Source organism: Olleya sp. ITB9 (genome assembly GCF_001315805.1).
Taxonomy (GTDB): Bacteria; Bacteroidota; Bacteroidia; order Flavobacteriales; family Flavobacteriaceae; genus Olleya; species Olleya sediminilitoris.
Genome location: NZ_BCBW01000050.1, coordinates 1 through 13,955 on the forward strand (window position 1 = coordinate 1; position 13,955 = coordinate 13,955).

A 13,955-nucleotide genomic window follows, 5' to 3' on the forward strand; every position below is an offset into this window, starting at 1 on the left:
CCCTTGAGGACCTTGTGGACCAACTGCTCCATCAACACCATCAGCACCATCGTTTCCGTCTGCTCCAGCAGGACCTTGCGGTCCAGTTTCGCCTTGAATTCCTTGAAGACCTTGAGGACCAACTGCTCCATCAACACCATCAGCACCATCGTTTCCATCTGCTCCAGCAGGACCTTGTGGTCCAACTATGCCAACAGTTGTAGTTTGATTACTTTCGTTTGTGTAAGTAACAGTTCCATTCCCATTATCAATAAGAGTTGTTATTGTTTCTTTGATTTCAACATTTGTTCCATTTCCGGAAGAGTGGTTTGCTATTGTATTTCCTGATGTGACAGTTGGTAATACACTAGAGGTTAGTGATGATAAGTTAATAGATTGATCACCACCAGCATCAGTAATAGTTAGTTCAGTTCCATTAAATGATATGTCTGTATTCAATTCGTTAGTAGTATCTGCATCAGCATCTTGTATGTTAATATCTATATTTCCACCATCTTCAAGAGCAACGTTTACTTCTTCAAGTGGAGTTGTTACCGTAGAAGAAATGATTTGATTATCAGTATTATCTAAGTAAGGTGTTAAGTCGATATTATTAGGGTTCCCTTCTTCGTCTGTATAAGTTATAATATTGTTTGTTGGATCTATTTCTATGGTAGTTAAAGTTTCTAGGTTAGCAACGTCAATAATAGTCGTTTGACCATCTTCATCAGTGTAGGTGAAAGTTCCATCATTATTGTCAGCAATAGTCGTTAATGCTTCTAAGTTAGCAACGATTGCTGATAAGTCTAATTGGCTTACAACACCATCTTCATCAATATAATCGATGTTAGTGTTGTCGATGTTTAAAGCAACAGAAGTTAGAGATTCCATGTTAGCAACATCAAGGGTTGTTGTTACTCCTTCTTCATCAGTATAAGTAAAAGTGCCATCGTTATTATCAATGATAGTTGTTATAGATTCTAGATTATCAACAATGTTAGATAAATCTAATTGAGTCACTACACCATCTTCGTCAGTATAATCTATATTAGTGTTGTCAGCATTAAAGGCTATTGTTGTTAGTGTTTCCGCACTATTTGTATCTATTATTGTTGTAGTACCATTTTCAGAGGTATAAGTAAATGTACCATTAGCATTGTCAACTAAAGTTGTTAATGTTTCTAATGCAGAGACATCCAAAGTAATAGGGTTTCCGTTACCATTATTAAATGTATAAGTGTCATCTCCATTATCTGTTAATGCTGATTTAATAATTGTTGTAACCGAGCCATCTTCACTTGTATAACTAATTGTACCATCATTATTATCCATTAAAGCAGTTATGGTTTCATTTGCCATAACATCAACACATAAACTTGTCCATGTAGAATTATTGTATTGAAACAAGCAGTTTTCGTCTGTGTTATAAATAATGGCACCATTTAAAGGGGATAAGGCAATCATTTCAGCGTTAGAAATTCTAGTAACTACTAAAACTTTGTCAGCACTTTCTAATTCTAGTAAAGAATTTTGATCAATGGTCTGAGGATTGTCTCCTATCTTAACCTGTCCCATTAAATTGGTAGTCAGTAGTATAGTTAATATTAATAATAATTTTTTCATAATAAGGGGAATTTTCTCTAAAATAATATGGATTTAATATAATTTACGTTGTAACAGGTGGTTAGGTTTTAGTTATCGATAAAGTGTTAAAATAATCGATTAAAAGAGAAATAAAATTTCTGTTTTATAGTTGTAGATTGTAAATAATTACTATTTTTGCCCACGGAAATGCGAGAGTAGCTCAGTTGGTAGAGCGTCAGCCTTCCAAGCTGAATGTCGCCAGTTCGAACCTGGTCTCTCGCTCAAAAGCTTCATCATAACGATGGAGCTTTTTTTATGGGTTAAAGTTAAATTTTGAAAAGTGTAGGTAGGTGTAAGTATTGTCAAAAGAGGGATGAATTTAAATTAAAATAGTAAACGGTTAATTTTTTGATTTTTATTTTAATTCGTTTAAAAAAGTACCAGTTTCTACTTCATAAGGTTCTTTTTCATATTCAAAAATTCTAGCATTTAGCGTTCCTTTTAATTGTATTGAAGCGCCTTTAACTTCTAACCAACTACCTTCACGCAAACCAACAACAGGTTGAGTATTAAATTTATGAAACTCCTTTATACGCGTTTCTCTAGTTTCACCCATATGTTTACTATTGGTGTCAGGATCTAAATAATGTGGATTTATATTAAAAGGCACACATCCTAAAGTTTTAAAATTAGGAGGATAAACAATAGGCATGTCATTAGTAGTGCGCATGGTTAGGCCACAAATATTACTTCCTGCACTTGTCCCTAAATACGGTATACCATCATTAATAATACTAGTTAAGGTATTTAATAAATTATGTTTATATAAAGCATTAACCAATACAAAAGTGTTTCCGCCTCCTGTAAAAATCCCTTTAGCATTTTTAATAGCTTCAATTGGATTTTCAAATTGATGTAACCCTTTTACAGTAATTCCTATGGTATTAAAAGCTTCATTTGCTTTTTTTGTATAAGCATCATGAGAGATGCCTCCTGGTCTTGCATAGGGTATAAAAACAATTTCATTTATATTTTTAAAATGAATTTTTAAGTCCTCCATTAAGTAGTCTAAATATGATCCTGAATGAAGGGTAGAGGTACTTGCAATTAGTAATTGCTTCATAAAAATAGTTTTTGTAAATTTAATTAATCGTAGCTTTTAACAAAAGATTATATAGCAATTAGATTAAAATTAAGAGTAAAAGTTTTTATTTTACTTAAAATCAGCCATTATGAAATTAAAATTACTAGCATTCTTTACATTAATTGTAGGTTTTTCTTACGCTCAAGACTCAACTAGAGTCGAAATTACAGGAAAAATTATTATCGATTCTCCCGATTTAGAAGGGATTACAGTTTACAATTCCTCTTCAAATAGAGGTGCAGTCACTGACCAAAAAGGGGAGTTTAAAATTAAAGTCATGTTAAACGACAGGATAAATGTATCTGCATTACAGTTTAAAGATTTTAACGTCGTTATAGCTCAAGAAGTTATTGAAAATAAGCAAATGAATGTTTATTTAGTAGAGCAAGTAAATAAATTAGACGAGGTTGTGATCTTACCCTATGATTTAACAGGTGTTTTAAATGAAGACGTAGCTAATGTAAAAACGTTTAATCCAGATTTAGACGCTATTTATTTTGGAGTCAATGATATAAGTTTTTATGAGTTTTCTAACGATGAATATAGTAAAGTTGAAAACTTAGCAGCAATGAATCAAAACGAAAGAATTAGATATCAAGCAGATGGAATGGCTATTATTGGTGGATTGGTCAATTTAATTTTTAAAAAGAAAGATAAAAAGAAGTCTTCGGCAGAGATACAAACAATTGAAACTTCAAACGATTTAAGTGATATGTATAAACACGAATATTATACTGTTAATTTTAAAATTCCTGAAGATCAAGTAGAAGCTTTTATTGCATTTGTTCAAAAAAATAATTTTGATACTGATTTATTAGTAAAAGGTAAAGAAATGCAATTAATAGAGCATTTAAACGGTCAGAGTAAGCAATTTTTAAAGGCTACTATTGAAAAAAACTAAACTAATAATTGGTCTTTTAGTGTTGTTAGTTAATTCAACTTTACTAGCTCAAACAGTAGAGTTGTCAGGTGTTGTAACTGGTGAAGATAATGTAGAAAATATTCATATACTTAATAAAACAGCATTAACTAATGCAACGTCTGGTAAACAAGGTGAGTTTAAAATAAAAGCTAAATTAAATGATACCATAGTTTTTACTTCCGTACAATACAAAATGTTGGTTAAAGTGGTAACAAAACAGGATGTACTTTCAAAAACATTAAATGTAACTTTAGAGGTTTTTACCAATCAATTAGATGAGGTCTTTATAACTAAACCCTTGTCAGGGAATTTAAGCGACGATATTTCAAATTCAACAGCAAAACCAAAAATCAACTTTTATGATGTTGGTATACCTGGTTACCAAGGAAAACAAAAAACACATGTCCAAAAACAACTATATGAAGCCGATCATGGAAAATTTGTATATGTCGGTTTAGGAGCAGCAGTTAATTTTTATAAACTTTTAAATACTATAACAGGTCGTACTAAAAAGCTAAAGCAGATGGTGAAACTTGAAAATAATGATGCTTTATTAGTAAGGTTGAAAAATGATTTAGCTGAAGATTTTTTTAAAACTAATCCATTGGATAAAAAATACCATGTCGAGTTCTTTTATTTTGTACAAGAAGATCCATTATTTAAAGAGAAGTGTGGTAAAAGTAACCTAGAAGCATTAGCTTTTTTTAAACTGAAATTAAAGCAATACAAACAAAATTTATCAGAAAAAGAATAAAGCAATAATTGGAATGCTTTTTGTTTCTATTCCGTTAAATTTGTAACAAAATAACCCTTCATGAAGCCCATAAAATACCTTTTAATATTTAGTTTATTTACACTGTTTTCATTTACTGCAGTACATAAATATTATGTTAGTATAACTCAAATAGAGTATGTTAAAGATAAACAATCTGTTCAGATAATAACAAGAATATTTGTAGATGATTTTGAAAAATTGTTACGTAAACGTTACGATAAAACTATTGTTTTAAATGATGGTAAAGATGAAACTTTAATAGATGGTTATATTAAAAAGTACTTACTTCAAAAACTGGAGATAAACATTAATAACACTCCAAAAACCTTAGCTTTTATTGGTAAAGAGTATGATGATGACATCGTTTATTGTTATCTAGAAATCGAAAATGTCAAAGCAATCAATAGTTTTGAGGTAAAAAACACTGTGTTATTTGATGTGTTTCCAGATCAAAAAAATATTGTCAGAAATAATATTAACGGAAAAAACAAGACTTTTGTTTTAATTCCTGAAAAAGATAAAGGTTTGTTAAACTTTTAACAAAGCCTTTAGACAACGTTAATTTTTGTTAAATTCACGTTCTTAAAGTAACAATCACTCAAAATGAAAAAATTAAAGTATCTATTTCTTTCGGCACTTTTTGTGTCTGTTAGTGCCTTTGCGCAAGACCAAAAGAAAGACAAAAAAGAACCTCAACAAGGTCACAGCAACAACAATAAGTTTAAGCAGTTGTATGAAGAGTTTTCAACACCTAATATGTACAGAGCAGCTTCAGGTGCTCCAGGTGCTGCCTACTATCAACAACAGGCAGATTACAAAATGGACTTAGTACTTGATGATGTAAATGCAAAATTATCAGGTTTTGAAACCATAACATATACTAACAACTCTCCAGATAACTTAAATTATTTATGGGTACAGTTAGATCAAAATATGCGTGCTAAAGATTCTAAAACACCTTTAATTAGCGATGACTCTGCACAACCAGCAACAACACCAGGACGTTTTGCTAATAGCTATTTGACAGAAGCTTTTGATGGTGGTTTTAATATCCAAGAAGTTAAAGATTCTAAAGGACGTGCTTTACCACATATGATAAACCGTACGATGATGCGTGTTGAAATGCCAACAGCATTAAAGTCAGGTGATTCTTTTTCATTTTCAATTAAATGGTGGTATAATATTAACGATCATGTTAATGGAAGAGGTCGTTCTGGATACGAGTATTTTCCTGAAGACGATAATAGAGCATATGTAATTGCACAGTTTTACCCAAGAATGGCTGTTTATAATGATGTAGAAGGATGGCAAAATTCTCAATTTTGGGGACGTGATGAGTTTGCTTTGCCATTTGGTAATTTTGAAGTAAATATAACAGTACCTGCAGATCATATTTTAGATGGAACAGGGAAATTAACAAATAGAAAAGACGTTTTCTCAAAAGAAATGATGAAACGTTATGAGCAAGCTAAAAAATCTTATGATGAGCCTGTAGTCATTGTAACTCAAGATGAGGCAATTGCAAAATTAAGCACAAAGTCAACAAAAACAAAAACATGGAAGTTATATGCGGAAAATGTACGTGACTTCGGTTTTGCTACATCAAGACGTTACATTTGGGACATGATGAGTGTTAAGATTGGTGGTAAAGATGTCATGGCAGTATCATTATATGGTAAAGAAGGAAACCCATTATGGGAAGACTGGTCTACTAAGGCTGTAGCAAGTACATTAAAGTCTTACTCTCGTATGACTTTTGATTACCCTTACCACAAAGCAATATCTGTTCATGCTAAAGAGCAAGGAATGGAATACCCAATGATTTGCTGGAATTATGGTCGTCCTGATAAAGACGGAAACTATAGTGATAGAACTAAATTTGGAATGATGTCCGTAATTATTCATGAGGTAGGACACAACTTTTTTCCAATGATTGTAAATAGTGACGAGCGTCAATGGACTTGGATGGATGAAGGTTTAAATACATTTGTACAATATGTAGCAGAGCAAGATTTTGGTAAATGGTATCCAGCAGCATTATCTGAAGGACAAACAGCTTATCCATCACGTCGTGGTCCTGCAGCTAATATTGTAAGATATATGGGTGGAGATCAAGATTACATTGCTCCAATTATGACAAAAGGATTAAATACTTACCAATTTGGTAACAATGCTTATAGTAAACCAGGTACAGCATTAAATATACTTCGTGAAACAGTAATGGGAGAGGAGTTGTTTGATTATGCTTTTAGAGAATATGCACAACGTTGGATGTTTAAACACCCAACACCAGAAGATTTTTTCCGTACAATGGAAGATGCATCAGCTGTAGATTTAGATTGGTACTGGAGAGGATGGTTTTACACAACAGATTATGTTGACATAGGTGTAAAAGACGTTAAAAAGTATTTTGTTTCAAATGAACCTAATGCAGAAATAAAAAAAGTAGCAGAGCAAAGAGGTATGAAATTAAGTGATTTACCTCCTTTAGTGTATTTTGTTGAAGAAGGTAGTGAAGATTTTAATGCTAATTTAAAAGGAAAATCTGCTCTAGAAAATTCAACTACTCTAAACGAGTACATCATGGATAACTTTACTCCAGCTGAAAGAGCTAATATTAAAGAGCCAAAATTCTTTTACAGTGTTACTTTTGAAAAGCCAGGTGGATTAGTGATGCCTATTATTGTAGAGTATACTTACGCTGATGGTACATCTAAAACAGAAACGTATCCAGCACAAATCTGGAGACTTAATGACAAAGAAGTAAGTAAAACGTTAGCAACAGAAAAAGAGATAGTAAGCATTACTGTTGACCCTAAATTAGAAACAGCAGATGTAGATACCTCTAACAATTCTTGGCCAAGAGAAATGAAGGCTAGTGAGTTTGATAACTTTAAAAAGAAAAATAAAAACTAAGTATTAGTTTAGTTTTTAATATTTAAAAGTCCTTAAAGCAAAAGTTTTAAGGACTTTTTTATTTTGTATATTTAGAACTATATAAAATAATGTTATGTATACATATAAGGCAAAAATAATAGCAGTTTATGATGGAGATACAGTAACTGCTTTAGTAGATTTAGGGTTTTTACATTCTCAAGAAATGAAATTACGTCTTTACGGAATTGATACTCCTGAATTGAGAGGAGAAGAAAAGGAGGAAGGTAAAAAGGTTAGAGACATTGTTAGAAGTATGATATTGGATAAAGAAGTCACAATACGTTCTTACAAGGATAAACAAGGTAAATATGGACGCTATTTAGCTAATATCATATTAGAGGATGGTTTAGAGTTAAACCAATGGTTAGTAGATAATGGTCACGCTAAGCCATACTTGATATAAAATAAAAAAGCGACTACTTATTTTAAAGTAGTCGCTTTTACTAATTAATCCTTGATATAAATATATTATCAAATTATTTCTCTATTCCAGGAGGATATTTTTCCATGATTTTAGCAACAAATTCCTTGATGCGTTCTTCTTTTTTATCCATGTTTTTTGATAAATAACCAGAACCTTGTCCTTGCCAAACTAATTCTTTTTTATTAGCATCAATTAAGTCAACAAACAAAAGTCCCTGAGTTGATGTTGTAACATTAGATCCAGAGTTCCAACCCCATCCCCAACGTGGTCCTCCCCAACCCCAAGCTCCTGCTCCCCAAGAGTTGTTGTATATGTCAACACGTTGATTAGATTTAGTAAAAATACTAACTAAAAGATCAGGATTTTCAGATTTTGTATAGCCTTTTGCTAGTAACTCAGCTTCAATAGCACGAAGTATTCTTCGTTTATCTAAATCGCTAATTTCAGCTTTGTCTATTCCTGATTTAAAAAAGGCAAAGGTTTTGTAGTTATTAAAATCTACAGCTTTGTCGTAATCTGCAGCAACTTTAACAGAGCTACAAGATATTAGCACAATTGCAATTAATGCAATAGGTAATAGTTTAATAATTTTTTTCATGGCGATAATATTTAGGTTTATAATTGTTCTAATAAATCATCATCAACCAGATTAGGTAAGGTTACTTTTAAATTAGGTTCAATATCCATTGCGCGCTTAATAGCAAAAATAGCTTCGTCATTTCTCGCCCAACTACGTCTTGATATTCCGTTATTTACGTCCCAAAATAACATTTGTTTTAATCTTTTTGATGCTTCTATACTACCATCAAGAACCATACCAAATCCACCATTAATTACTTCTCCCCAACCAACACCACCACCATTGTGGATGCTTACCCATGTGGCACCTCTAAAACTATCGCCAATAACATTGTGTATAGCCATGTCTGCAGTAAAGCGTGAACCATCATAAATGTTTGAGGTTTCTCTATACGGACTATCTGTACCAGAAACATCGTGATGATCACGACCTAATATAACGGTATCAATCTCTCCATTTGCTATGGCTTGATTAAAAGCTTCGGCTATTTTCATACGTCCTTCTGCGTCTGCATATAATATTCTAGCTTGTGACCCTACTACAAGTTTATTTTGTTGTGCACCTTTTATCCATTGTATATTATCGGACATTTGTTGTTGGATTTCTTCAGGTGAATGTTGCTTTATTTCTTCTAAAACTTGACAAGCTATTGCATCTGTTTTTGCTAAATCTTCTGGTTTTCCAGAAGCACAAACCCATCTAAATGGTCCAAATCCATAATCAAAACACATTGGTCCCATGATGTCTTGTACGTAGCTTGGGTATTTAAAATCTATACCGTTATCTGCCATAATATCTGCACCTGCACGTGAGGCTTCCAATAAAAAAGCATTACCATAGTCAAAAAAGTAAGTCCCTTTTGCTGTATGTTTATTAATTGCTTCAGCATGACGACGCAGTGTTTCTTGCACTTTTTCTTTAAATAAATCAGGTTGATTAGCCATCATTGTATTAGCTTCTTCAAAAGTAATACCTACAGGATAGTATCCTCCAGCCCAAGGATTATGTAAAGAGGTCTGATCGCTTCCTAAATCGATATGTAAATTATGTTTATCAAAAGTCTCCCAAACATCAACTATGTTTCCTAGGTAGGCTATTGAAACTGTTTCTTTTTCGGCTTTAGCCTGTATAACACGTTTAACTAATTGATCTAAATCTGTAATCTTCTCGTCAATCCAGCCTTGATCTAAACGTACTTGAGTTATTTTTGGGTTGACTTCCGCACAAACAGTGATACAACCTGCAATATTACCAGCTTTAGGTTGTGCTCCAGACATTCCGCCCAACCCAGAAGTTACAAATAAATGCCCTTTTGGTTCTTTGTTAATTTTTCTAAATCCATTTAAAACAGTGATAGTTGTACCATGTACAATACCTTGTGGACCAATGTACATATAACTACCAGCAGTCATTTGTCCATATTGTGTAACGCCTAAAGCATTAAATTTTTCCCAATCATCGGGTTTAGAGTAGTTAGGTATCATCATTCCGTTAGTAACGACTACTCTTGGTGCGTTTTTGTGCGACGGAAATAATCCCATTGGATGACCAGAATACATGGTTAAGGTTTGCTCATCGGTCATTTGGGCTAAATACTTCATGGTTAACCTGTATTGTGCCCAATTAGAAAACACTGCTCCATTACCACCATAAGTTATTAGCTCATGTGGATGTTGTGCAACAGCATAATCTAAATTATTTTGTATCATTAACATGATAGCAGCAGCTTGCTGTGATTGAGCTGGATATTCATTTATAGGTCTAGCAAACATTTTGTAATCAGGTCTAAAACGATACATATAAATACGTCCATAAGTATCTAATTCGTTTTTAAACTCTGATAATAATGTTTTATGGTGTTTTTTATCAAAGTATCTAAGTGCATTTTTTAAAGCTAATTTCTCTTCAGCTTTACTTAAAATGGCTTTTCGTTTTGGTGCATGATTAATACTAGCATCAAAAGGTTTTGGTTGTGGTAATTGGTCAGGAATACCCTCTAATATCTGGTCTTTAAATGTCATAAAAAAGTAGACTTTATTTTTTATTAGTTGTGTTAGTTTTGGTGTTGTATCCATAAGGACAATGTCTACAACCGCTTTCACAGCAATAACCACGTTTTAAGTGATATTGCTCTGTAAAACAACGATACCCTTCAGGTGTTAAGTAGTAATCGCCTTCTTCAATAGGAATTATCTTCTTCATATCACAAAGATAACGTAAATTGGTGTACATTTTGTGATGTGTAAACTATGATCATTGTTTCTAAATACTTAGTGCCAAAAGGGTACGCAGGATTAACTATTTATCCGTTTATTTTTCTTAAAAACAAACATTTAAAACAAAGTGTTAGTTTAATCAATCATGAAAAAATTCATCTTAAACAGCAACTCGAATTATTAGTACTTCCTTTTTATATTTGGTATGTTTTAGAGTTTTTGATTAGATATTTAAAGCATAACAATTGGCAAAAGGCATATAAAAATATTAGTTTTGAGCGTGAGGCTTACTGTAACGATTCAAATTTACAGTATATAAAAACTAGACGTTTTTGGCAATTTTTAAAGTATCTTAGCAAGCATGAAATTTAGGCCAGAACTTAGTGTTAATCAAAACATACAACTCCCTTTTAAAACTAAGGTGACTTTGCATTTAAAACGTGAAGATTTAATACATCCCATTATTTCTGGTAATAAATACCGCAAATTAAAATATAATATCGCTTTCGCGGAAGCCCATAATCATGATACGCTACTTACTTTTGGAGGTGCGTTTTCTAATCATATTGCAGCAATAGCCGAAGCAGGTCGCGTCTATGGATTTAAAACCATTGGTATAATTAGAGGAGAAGAGTTGCATGATAAAATTCAGGACAATCCAACATTAAAATTTGCACAATCTTGCGGAATGCAATTTAAGTTTATAAGTCGTGAGCAATTTAGATTAAAATCTACACAGTCTTTAATTGAAAAATTAAAACGCGAGTATGGAGATTTTTATCAAATACCAGAAGGAGGGACCAATGATTTAGCTATTAAAGGATGTCAAGAAATTTTAACTCCCAACGATAAGCAGTATGATTGCATATGCGCTTCGGTTGGGACAGGAGGTACGCTTTCTGGATTAATTAATAGTTCAAGTTTAAGTCAACAAGTTTTAGGTTTTTCTGCCTTAAAAGGCGACTTTTTAAAAGAAGATATTAGTAAATTTGCAACACAAAATAATTGGCAATTGCTAACTAATTATCATTTTGGAGGTTATGCTAAAATAAATGGAGATTTAGTTACGTTTATAAATCAATTTAAAACTGCGCAGCAAATTGCATTAGATCCTGTTTACACTGGTAAAATGCTTTATGGTATTTTTGAATTAATTCAGAACGGTTTTTTTAAAGACAATGCCAAAATTTTAGCAATTCATACAGGAGGCATACAAGGTATTGAAGGTATGAACAAACGTTTAAAACAAAAGCAACAACAATTAATAATATAGTTAATGAAAAAAATAATAACCATACTTTGTATAACGCTTTTAATTGTTAGTTGTGGTACTTCAAAAAAAGTACAAACAAAAAAAGCAAAACCTAGAACAGTTAAGGTAAATAGAACAAAAAAGAATACGACAAAGGAAAAAGAAGTTATAGTCGCTGAAGAAACTGTAAAAGAAACTCCAGAAGTATATGCTAATAAAACGGAAGAATATATTGCCATATTTAGTGATATTGCTCAAGACGAAATGCGAAAATATGGTATTCCTGCAAGTATCACTTTAGCACAAGGTATTCTAGAGTCTGCTTCAGGTAAAGGAAGATTATCTGTTGAGGCTAATAATCATTTTGGAATTAAATGTCATAATTGGACAGGAGCCAAAATATATCATGACGATGACGCGTCTCAAGAATGTTTCAGAAAGTATAAAAATGCAAAATATTCGTTTAGAGACCATTCGTTATTTTTAACAGGACGTAAACGTTACTCTAAATTATTTAATTTAGAAAAAGATGACTATTCTGGTTGGGCAAAAGGTTTAAGAGCAGCAGGTTATGCAACAGATAGAAAATATCCAAGTAAGTTAATAAGTTTAATAGAGCGTTACCAACTATACAGGTTTGATGCAGATGTTTTAGGTAAACAAGCAGCAAAGAATGATAAACATACTGTTATAAAAGGTGATACTTTATATTCCATTTCAAGAAAATACAATCTCTCTGTAAACGAGTTAAAGGCGTTAAACAGTTTAGAAAATAACGATTTATTTGTCGGACAGATTTTATTTGTAAAACCAATACCTAAAGATTATTAAAGTTTATGATTTATAAACGTAGTAGTGCTTTGTTTGCAGAAGCAGAGCAAGTAATACCTGGAGGAGTAAACTCTCCTGTAAGAGCTTTTAAAGCAGTAGGCGGAACACCAATATTTGTTAAACAAGCAAAAGGCGCTTATTTGTATGATGAAGATGATAATAAACTAATAGATTACATCGCATCTTGGGGACCAATGATTTTAGGTCATGCACATCAACCTGTAGTAGATGCAGTAATTGATAAAGCAAAAAAAGGAACTTCCTTTGGTATGCCAACTCAAATTGAAACTCAGATAGCAGAATTAGCTGTGTCAATGGTTCCAAATATTGATAAAATACGTTTTGTTAATTCTGGTACAGAAGCTTGTATGAGTGCTGTTAGATTAGCAAGAGGGTATACTAAAAAAGACAAAATAATTAAGTTTGCTGGTTGCTACCATGGACATTCAGATTCTTTTTTAATTCAAGCAGGAAGTGGAGCAGTAACCTTTGGTACTCCAAATAGTCCTGGAGTGACTCAAGGTACAGCAAAAGATACTTTGCTTGCAAAATATAATGATTTAGCAAATGTTGAAGCTTTAATAGAAGCTAATAAAAACGAAATTGCTTGTATTATTATAGAGCCTGTTGCTGGAAACATGGGTTGTATTCCTCCTAAAAAAGGATTTTTAGAAGGGTTAAGACAATTATGTGATGCTAATAATATTTTATTAGTTTTTGATGAGGTAATGACAGGGTTTAGGTTAGCTAAAGGAGGTGCTCAAGAATTATTAGGTATTAAAGCAGATATCGTTTGTTTTGGTAAAGTAATTGGAGGCGGATTACCAGTTGGAGCTTTTGCAGCTAAAGCTGAAATCATGAATCATTTAGCGCCTTTAGGTCCAGTGTATCAAGCAGGAACATTAAGCGGAAATCCGTTAGCTATGGCTGCTGGTTTAGCAATGTTAACCGAACTAAATACTGGAGATGTTTTTGAAAGTTTAGCTAAAAAAACAGAATACTTACACAAAGGAATTGCTGAGGTTTTAGAAAAACGAAATGTTACACATACTATTAATAGAGTAGGTTCTATGATATCTGTACATTTTTGTGACAATGAAGTTGTAGATTTTGAAACGTCTGCAAAAGGTAACAACGATACGTTTAAGACCTTTTTTCATGGTATGCTAAAACAAGGTGTTTATTTAGCACCAAGTGCATTTGAAAGTTGGTTTTTAAATGATGCATTGTCTTATGATGATTTAGATAAAACCATTGCAGCATGTGATGCTGTGTTTAGTTAATGGAATAAAATTTAAGCATAAAAAAAGC

The 13,955-nt window shown here is 32.4% G+C and carries 13 protein-coding genes, 1 tRNA gene and 1 pseudogene; 10 read left to right on the plus strand and 5 right to left on the minus strand.

Annotated elements, in window-relative coordinates; all coding sequences use genetic code 11:
* Positions 1–1,602 (minus strand): annotated as a pseudogene (locus tag ITB9_RS15725) (hypothetical protein); the annotation flags it as partial.
* Between the two features lie 170 nt (positions 1,603–1,772).
* Here ITB9_RS15725 and ITB9_RS13940 point away from each other — a divergent pair.
* Positions 1,773–1,845: transfer RNA gene (locus ITB9_RS13940), tRNA-Gly, on the plus strand.
* A 133-nt stretch (positions 1,846–1,978) separates the two neighbouring features.
* Here ITB9_RS13940 and pepE read toward each other — a convergent pair.
* Positions 1,979–2,686, minus strand: a complete 708-nt coding sequence (pepE, locus tag ITB9_RS13945; RefSeq protein WP_028607271.1) for a dipeptidase PepE — start codon at positions 2,684–2,686, stop codon at positions 1,979–1,981.
* Between the two features lie 109 nt (positions 2,687–2,795).
* Here pepE and ITB9_RS13950 point away from each other — a divergent pair, with 109 nt between their 5' ends.
* The 5 genes from ITB9_RS13950 to ITB9_RS13970 all read left to right on the plus strand — a co-directional run bounded on the left by ITB9_RS13950 (position 2,796) and on the right by ITB9_RS13970 (position 7,744).
* Positions 2,796–3,608, plus strand: coding sequence for a carboxypeptidase-like regulatory domain-containing protein (locus ITB9_RS13950; RefSeq protein ID WP_054852714.1), 813 nt, complete (start codon positions 2,796–2,798; stop codon positions 3,606–3,608).
* Positions 3,595–4,383 carry a hypothetical protein gene (locus ITB9_RS13955; RefSeq protein ID WP_054852715.1) on the plus strand — a complete coding sequence of 263 codons (789 nt, stop codon included), beginning with the start codon at positions 3,595–3,597 and terminating at the stop codon, positions 4,381–4,383. Before ITB9_RS13950 ends, ITB9_RS13955 begins: the two co-directional genes overlap by 14 nt.
* Positions 4,384–4,443: 60 nt before the next feature.
* The gene (locus ITB9_RS13960; protein WP_028290588.1) at positions 4,444–4,944 is read left to right on the plus strand and encodes a DUF6702 family protein; all 501 of its coding nucleotides are present in this window, start codon (positions 4,444–4,446) and stop codon (positions 4,942–4,944) included.
* Positions 4,945–5,007: 63 nt separating this feature from the next.
* Complete coding sequence (locus tag ITB9_RS13965) at positions 5,008–7,320, plus strand: M1 family metallopeptidase (RefSeq protein ID WP_054852716.1); 2,313 nt, start codon at positions 5,008–5,010, stop codon at positions 7,318–7,320.
* A gap of 94 nt (positions 7,321–7,414) precedes the next feature.
* Positions 7,415–7,744, plus strand: a complete 330-nt coding sequence (locus tag ITB9_RS13970) for a thermonuclease family protein (protein ID WP_054852717.1) — start codon at positions 7,415–7,417, stop codon at positions 7,742–7,744.
* A 73-nt stretch (positions 7,745–7,817) separates the two neighbouring features.
* Here the strand turns inward: ITB9_RS13970 and ITB9_RS13975 are convergent, their stop codons facing one another.
* Genes ITB9_RS13975 through ITB9_RS15700 form a run of 3 tightly spaced genes read right to left on the minus strand, consistent with a single transcriptional unit; the run spans position 7,818 to position 10,547 of the window.
* Complete coding sequence (locus ITB9_RS13975; protein WP_054852718.1) at positions 7,818–8,363, minus strand: DUF4136 domain-containing protein; 546 nt, start codon at positions 8,361–8,363, stop codon at positions 7,818–7,820.
* A 17-nt stretch (positions 8,364–8,380) separates the two neighbouring features.
* Complete coding sequence (locus tag ITB9_RS13980; protein ID WP_054852722.1) at positions 8,381–10,366, minus strand: urocanate hydratase; 1,986 nt, start codon at positions 10,364–10,366, stop codon at positions 8,381–8,383.
* 13 nt (positions 10,367–10,379) lie between these two features.
* A complete protein-coding gene (locus ITB9_RS15700) occupies positions 10,380–10,547 on the minus strand; it encodes a DUF5522 domain-containing protein (protein ID WP_162874861.1) in 168 nt (55 codons plus the stop codon).
* Between the two features lie 47 nt (positions 10,548–10,594).
* Between ITB9_RS15700 and ITB9_RS13985 the strand changes: the two genes are divergently transcribed.
* From ITB9_RS13985 to hemL, 4 genes are read left to right on the plus strand one after another with little or no spacing between them, the layout of a single operon-like run.
* Positions 10,595–10,933, plus strand: a complete 339-nt coding sequence (locus ITB9_RS13985; RefSeq protein ID WP_028290582.1) for a hypothetical protein — start codon at positions 10,595–10,597, stop codon at positions 10,931–10,933.
* On the plus strand, positions 10,923–11,834 hold the full coding sequence (locus ITB9_RS13990) for a 1-aminocyclopropane-1-carboxylate deaminase/D-cysteine desulfhydrase (RefSeq protein ID WP_054852719.1): 912 nt from the start codon (positions 10,923–10,925) through the stop codon (positions 11,832–11,834). Before ITB9_RS13985 ends, ITB9_RS13990 begins: the two co-directional genes overlap by 11 nt.
* 3 nt (positions 11,835–11,837) lie before the next feature.
* Complete coding sequence (locus ITB9_RS13995) at positions 11,838–12,644, plus strand: glucosaminidase domain-containing protein (protein ID WP_054852720.1); 807 nt, start codon at positions 11,838–11,840, stop codon at positions 12,642–12,644.
* 5 nt (positions 12,645–12,649) lie between these two features.
* Complete coding sequence (hemL, locus tag ITB9_RS14000) at positions 12,650–13,927, plus strand: glutamate-1-semialdehyde 2,1-aminomutase (RefSeq protein ID WP_054852721.1); 1,278 nt, start codon at positions 12,650–12,652, stop codon at positions 13,925–13,927.
* Positions 13,928–13,955 lie beyond the last annotated feature (28 nt).

Bases quoted from the DNA above. Each gene is read 5' to 3' on its own strand.
- pepE (WP_028607271.1), bottom strand. From the start codon at position 2,686: ATGAAGCAATTACTAATTGCAAGTACCTCTACCCTTCATTCAGGATCA.
- ITB9_RS13950 (WP_054852714.1), top strand. From the start codon at position 2,796: ATGAAATTAAAATTACTAGCATTCTTTACATTAATTGTAGGTTTTTCT.
- ITB9_RS13960 (WP_028290588.1), top strand. From the start codon at position 4,444: ATGAAGCCCATAAAATACCTTTTAATATTTAGTTTATTTACACTGTTT.
- ITB9_RS13965 (WP_054852716.1), top strand. From the start codon at position 5,008: ATGAAAAAATTAAAGTATCTATTTCTTTCGGCACTTTTTGTGTCTGTT.
- ITB9_RS13970 (WP_054852717.1), top strand. From the start codon at position 7,415: ATGTATACATATAAGGCAAAAATAATAGCAGTTTATGATGGAGATACA.
- ITB9_RS13975 (WP_054852718.1), bottom strand. From the start codon at position 8,363: ATGAAAAAAATTATTAAACTATTACCTATTGCATTAATTGCAATTGTG.
- ITB9_RS13980 (WP_054852722.1), bottom strand. From the start codon at position 10,366: ATGACATTTAAAGACCAGATATTAGAGGGTATTCCTGACCAATTACCA.
- ITB9_RS15700 (WP_162874861.1), bottom strand. From the start codon at position 10,547: ATGAAGAAGATAATTCCTATTGAAGAAGGCGATTACTACTTAACACCT.
- ITB9_RS13985 (WP_028290582.1), top strand. From the start codon at position 10,595: ATGATCATTGTTTCTAAATACTTAGTGCCAAAAGGGTACGCAGGATTA.
- ITB9_RS13990 (WP_054852719.1), top strand. From the start codon at position 10,923: ATGAAATTTAGGCCAGAACTTAGTGTTAATCAAAACATACAACTCCCT.
- ITB9_RS13995 (WP_054852720.1), top strand. From the start codon at position 11,838: ATGAAAAAAATAATAACCATACTTTGTATAACGCTTTTAATTGTTAGT.
- hemL (WP_054852721.1), top strand. From the start codon at position 12,650: ATGATTTATAAACGTAGTAGTGCTTTGTTTGCAGAAGCAGAGCAAGTA.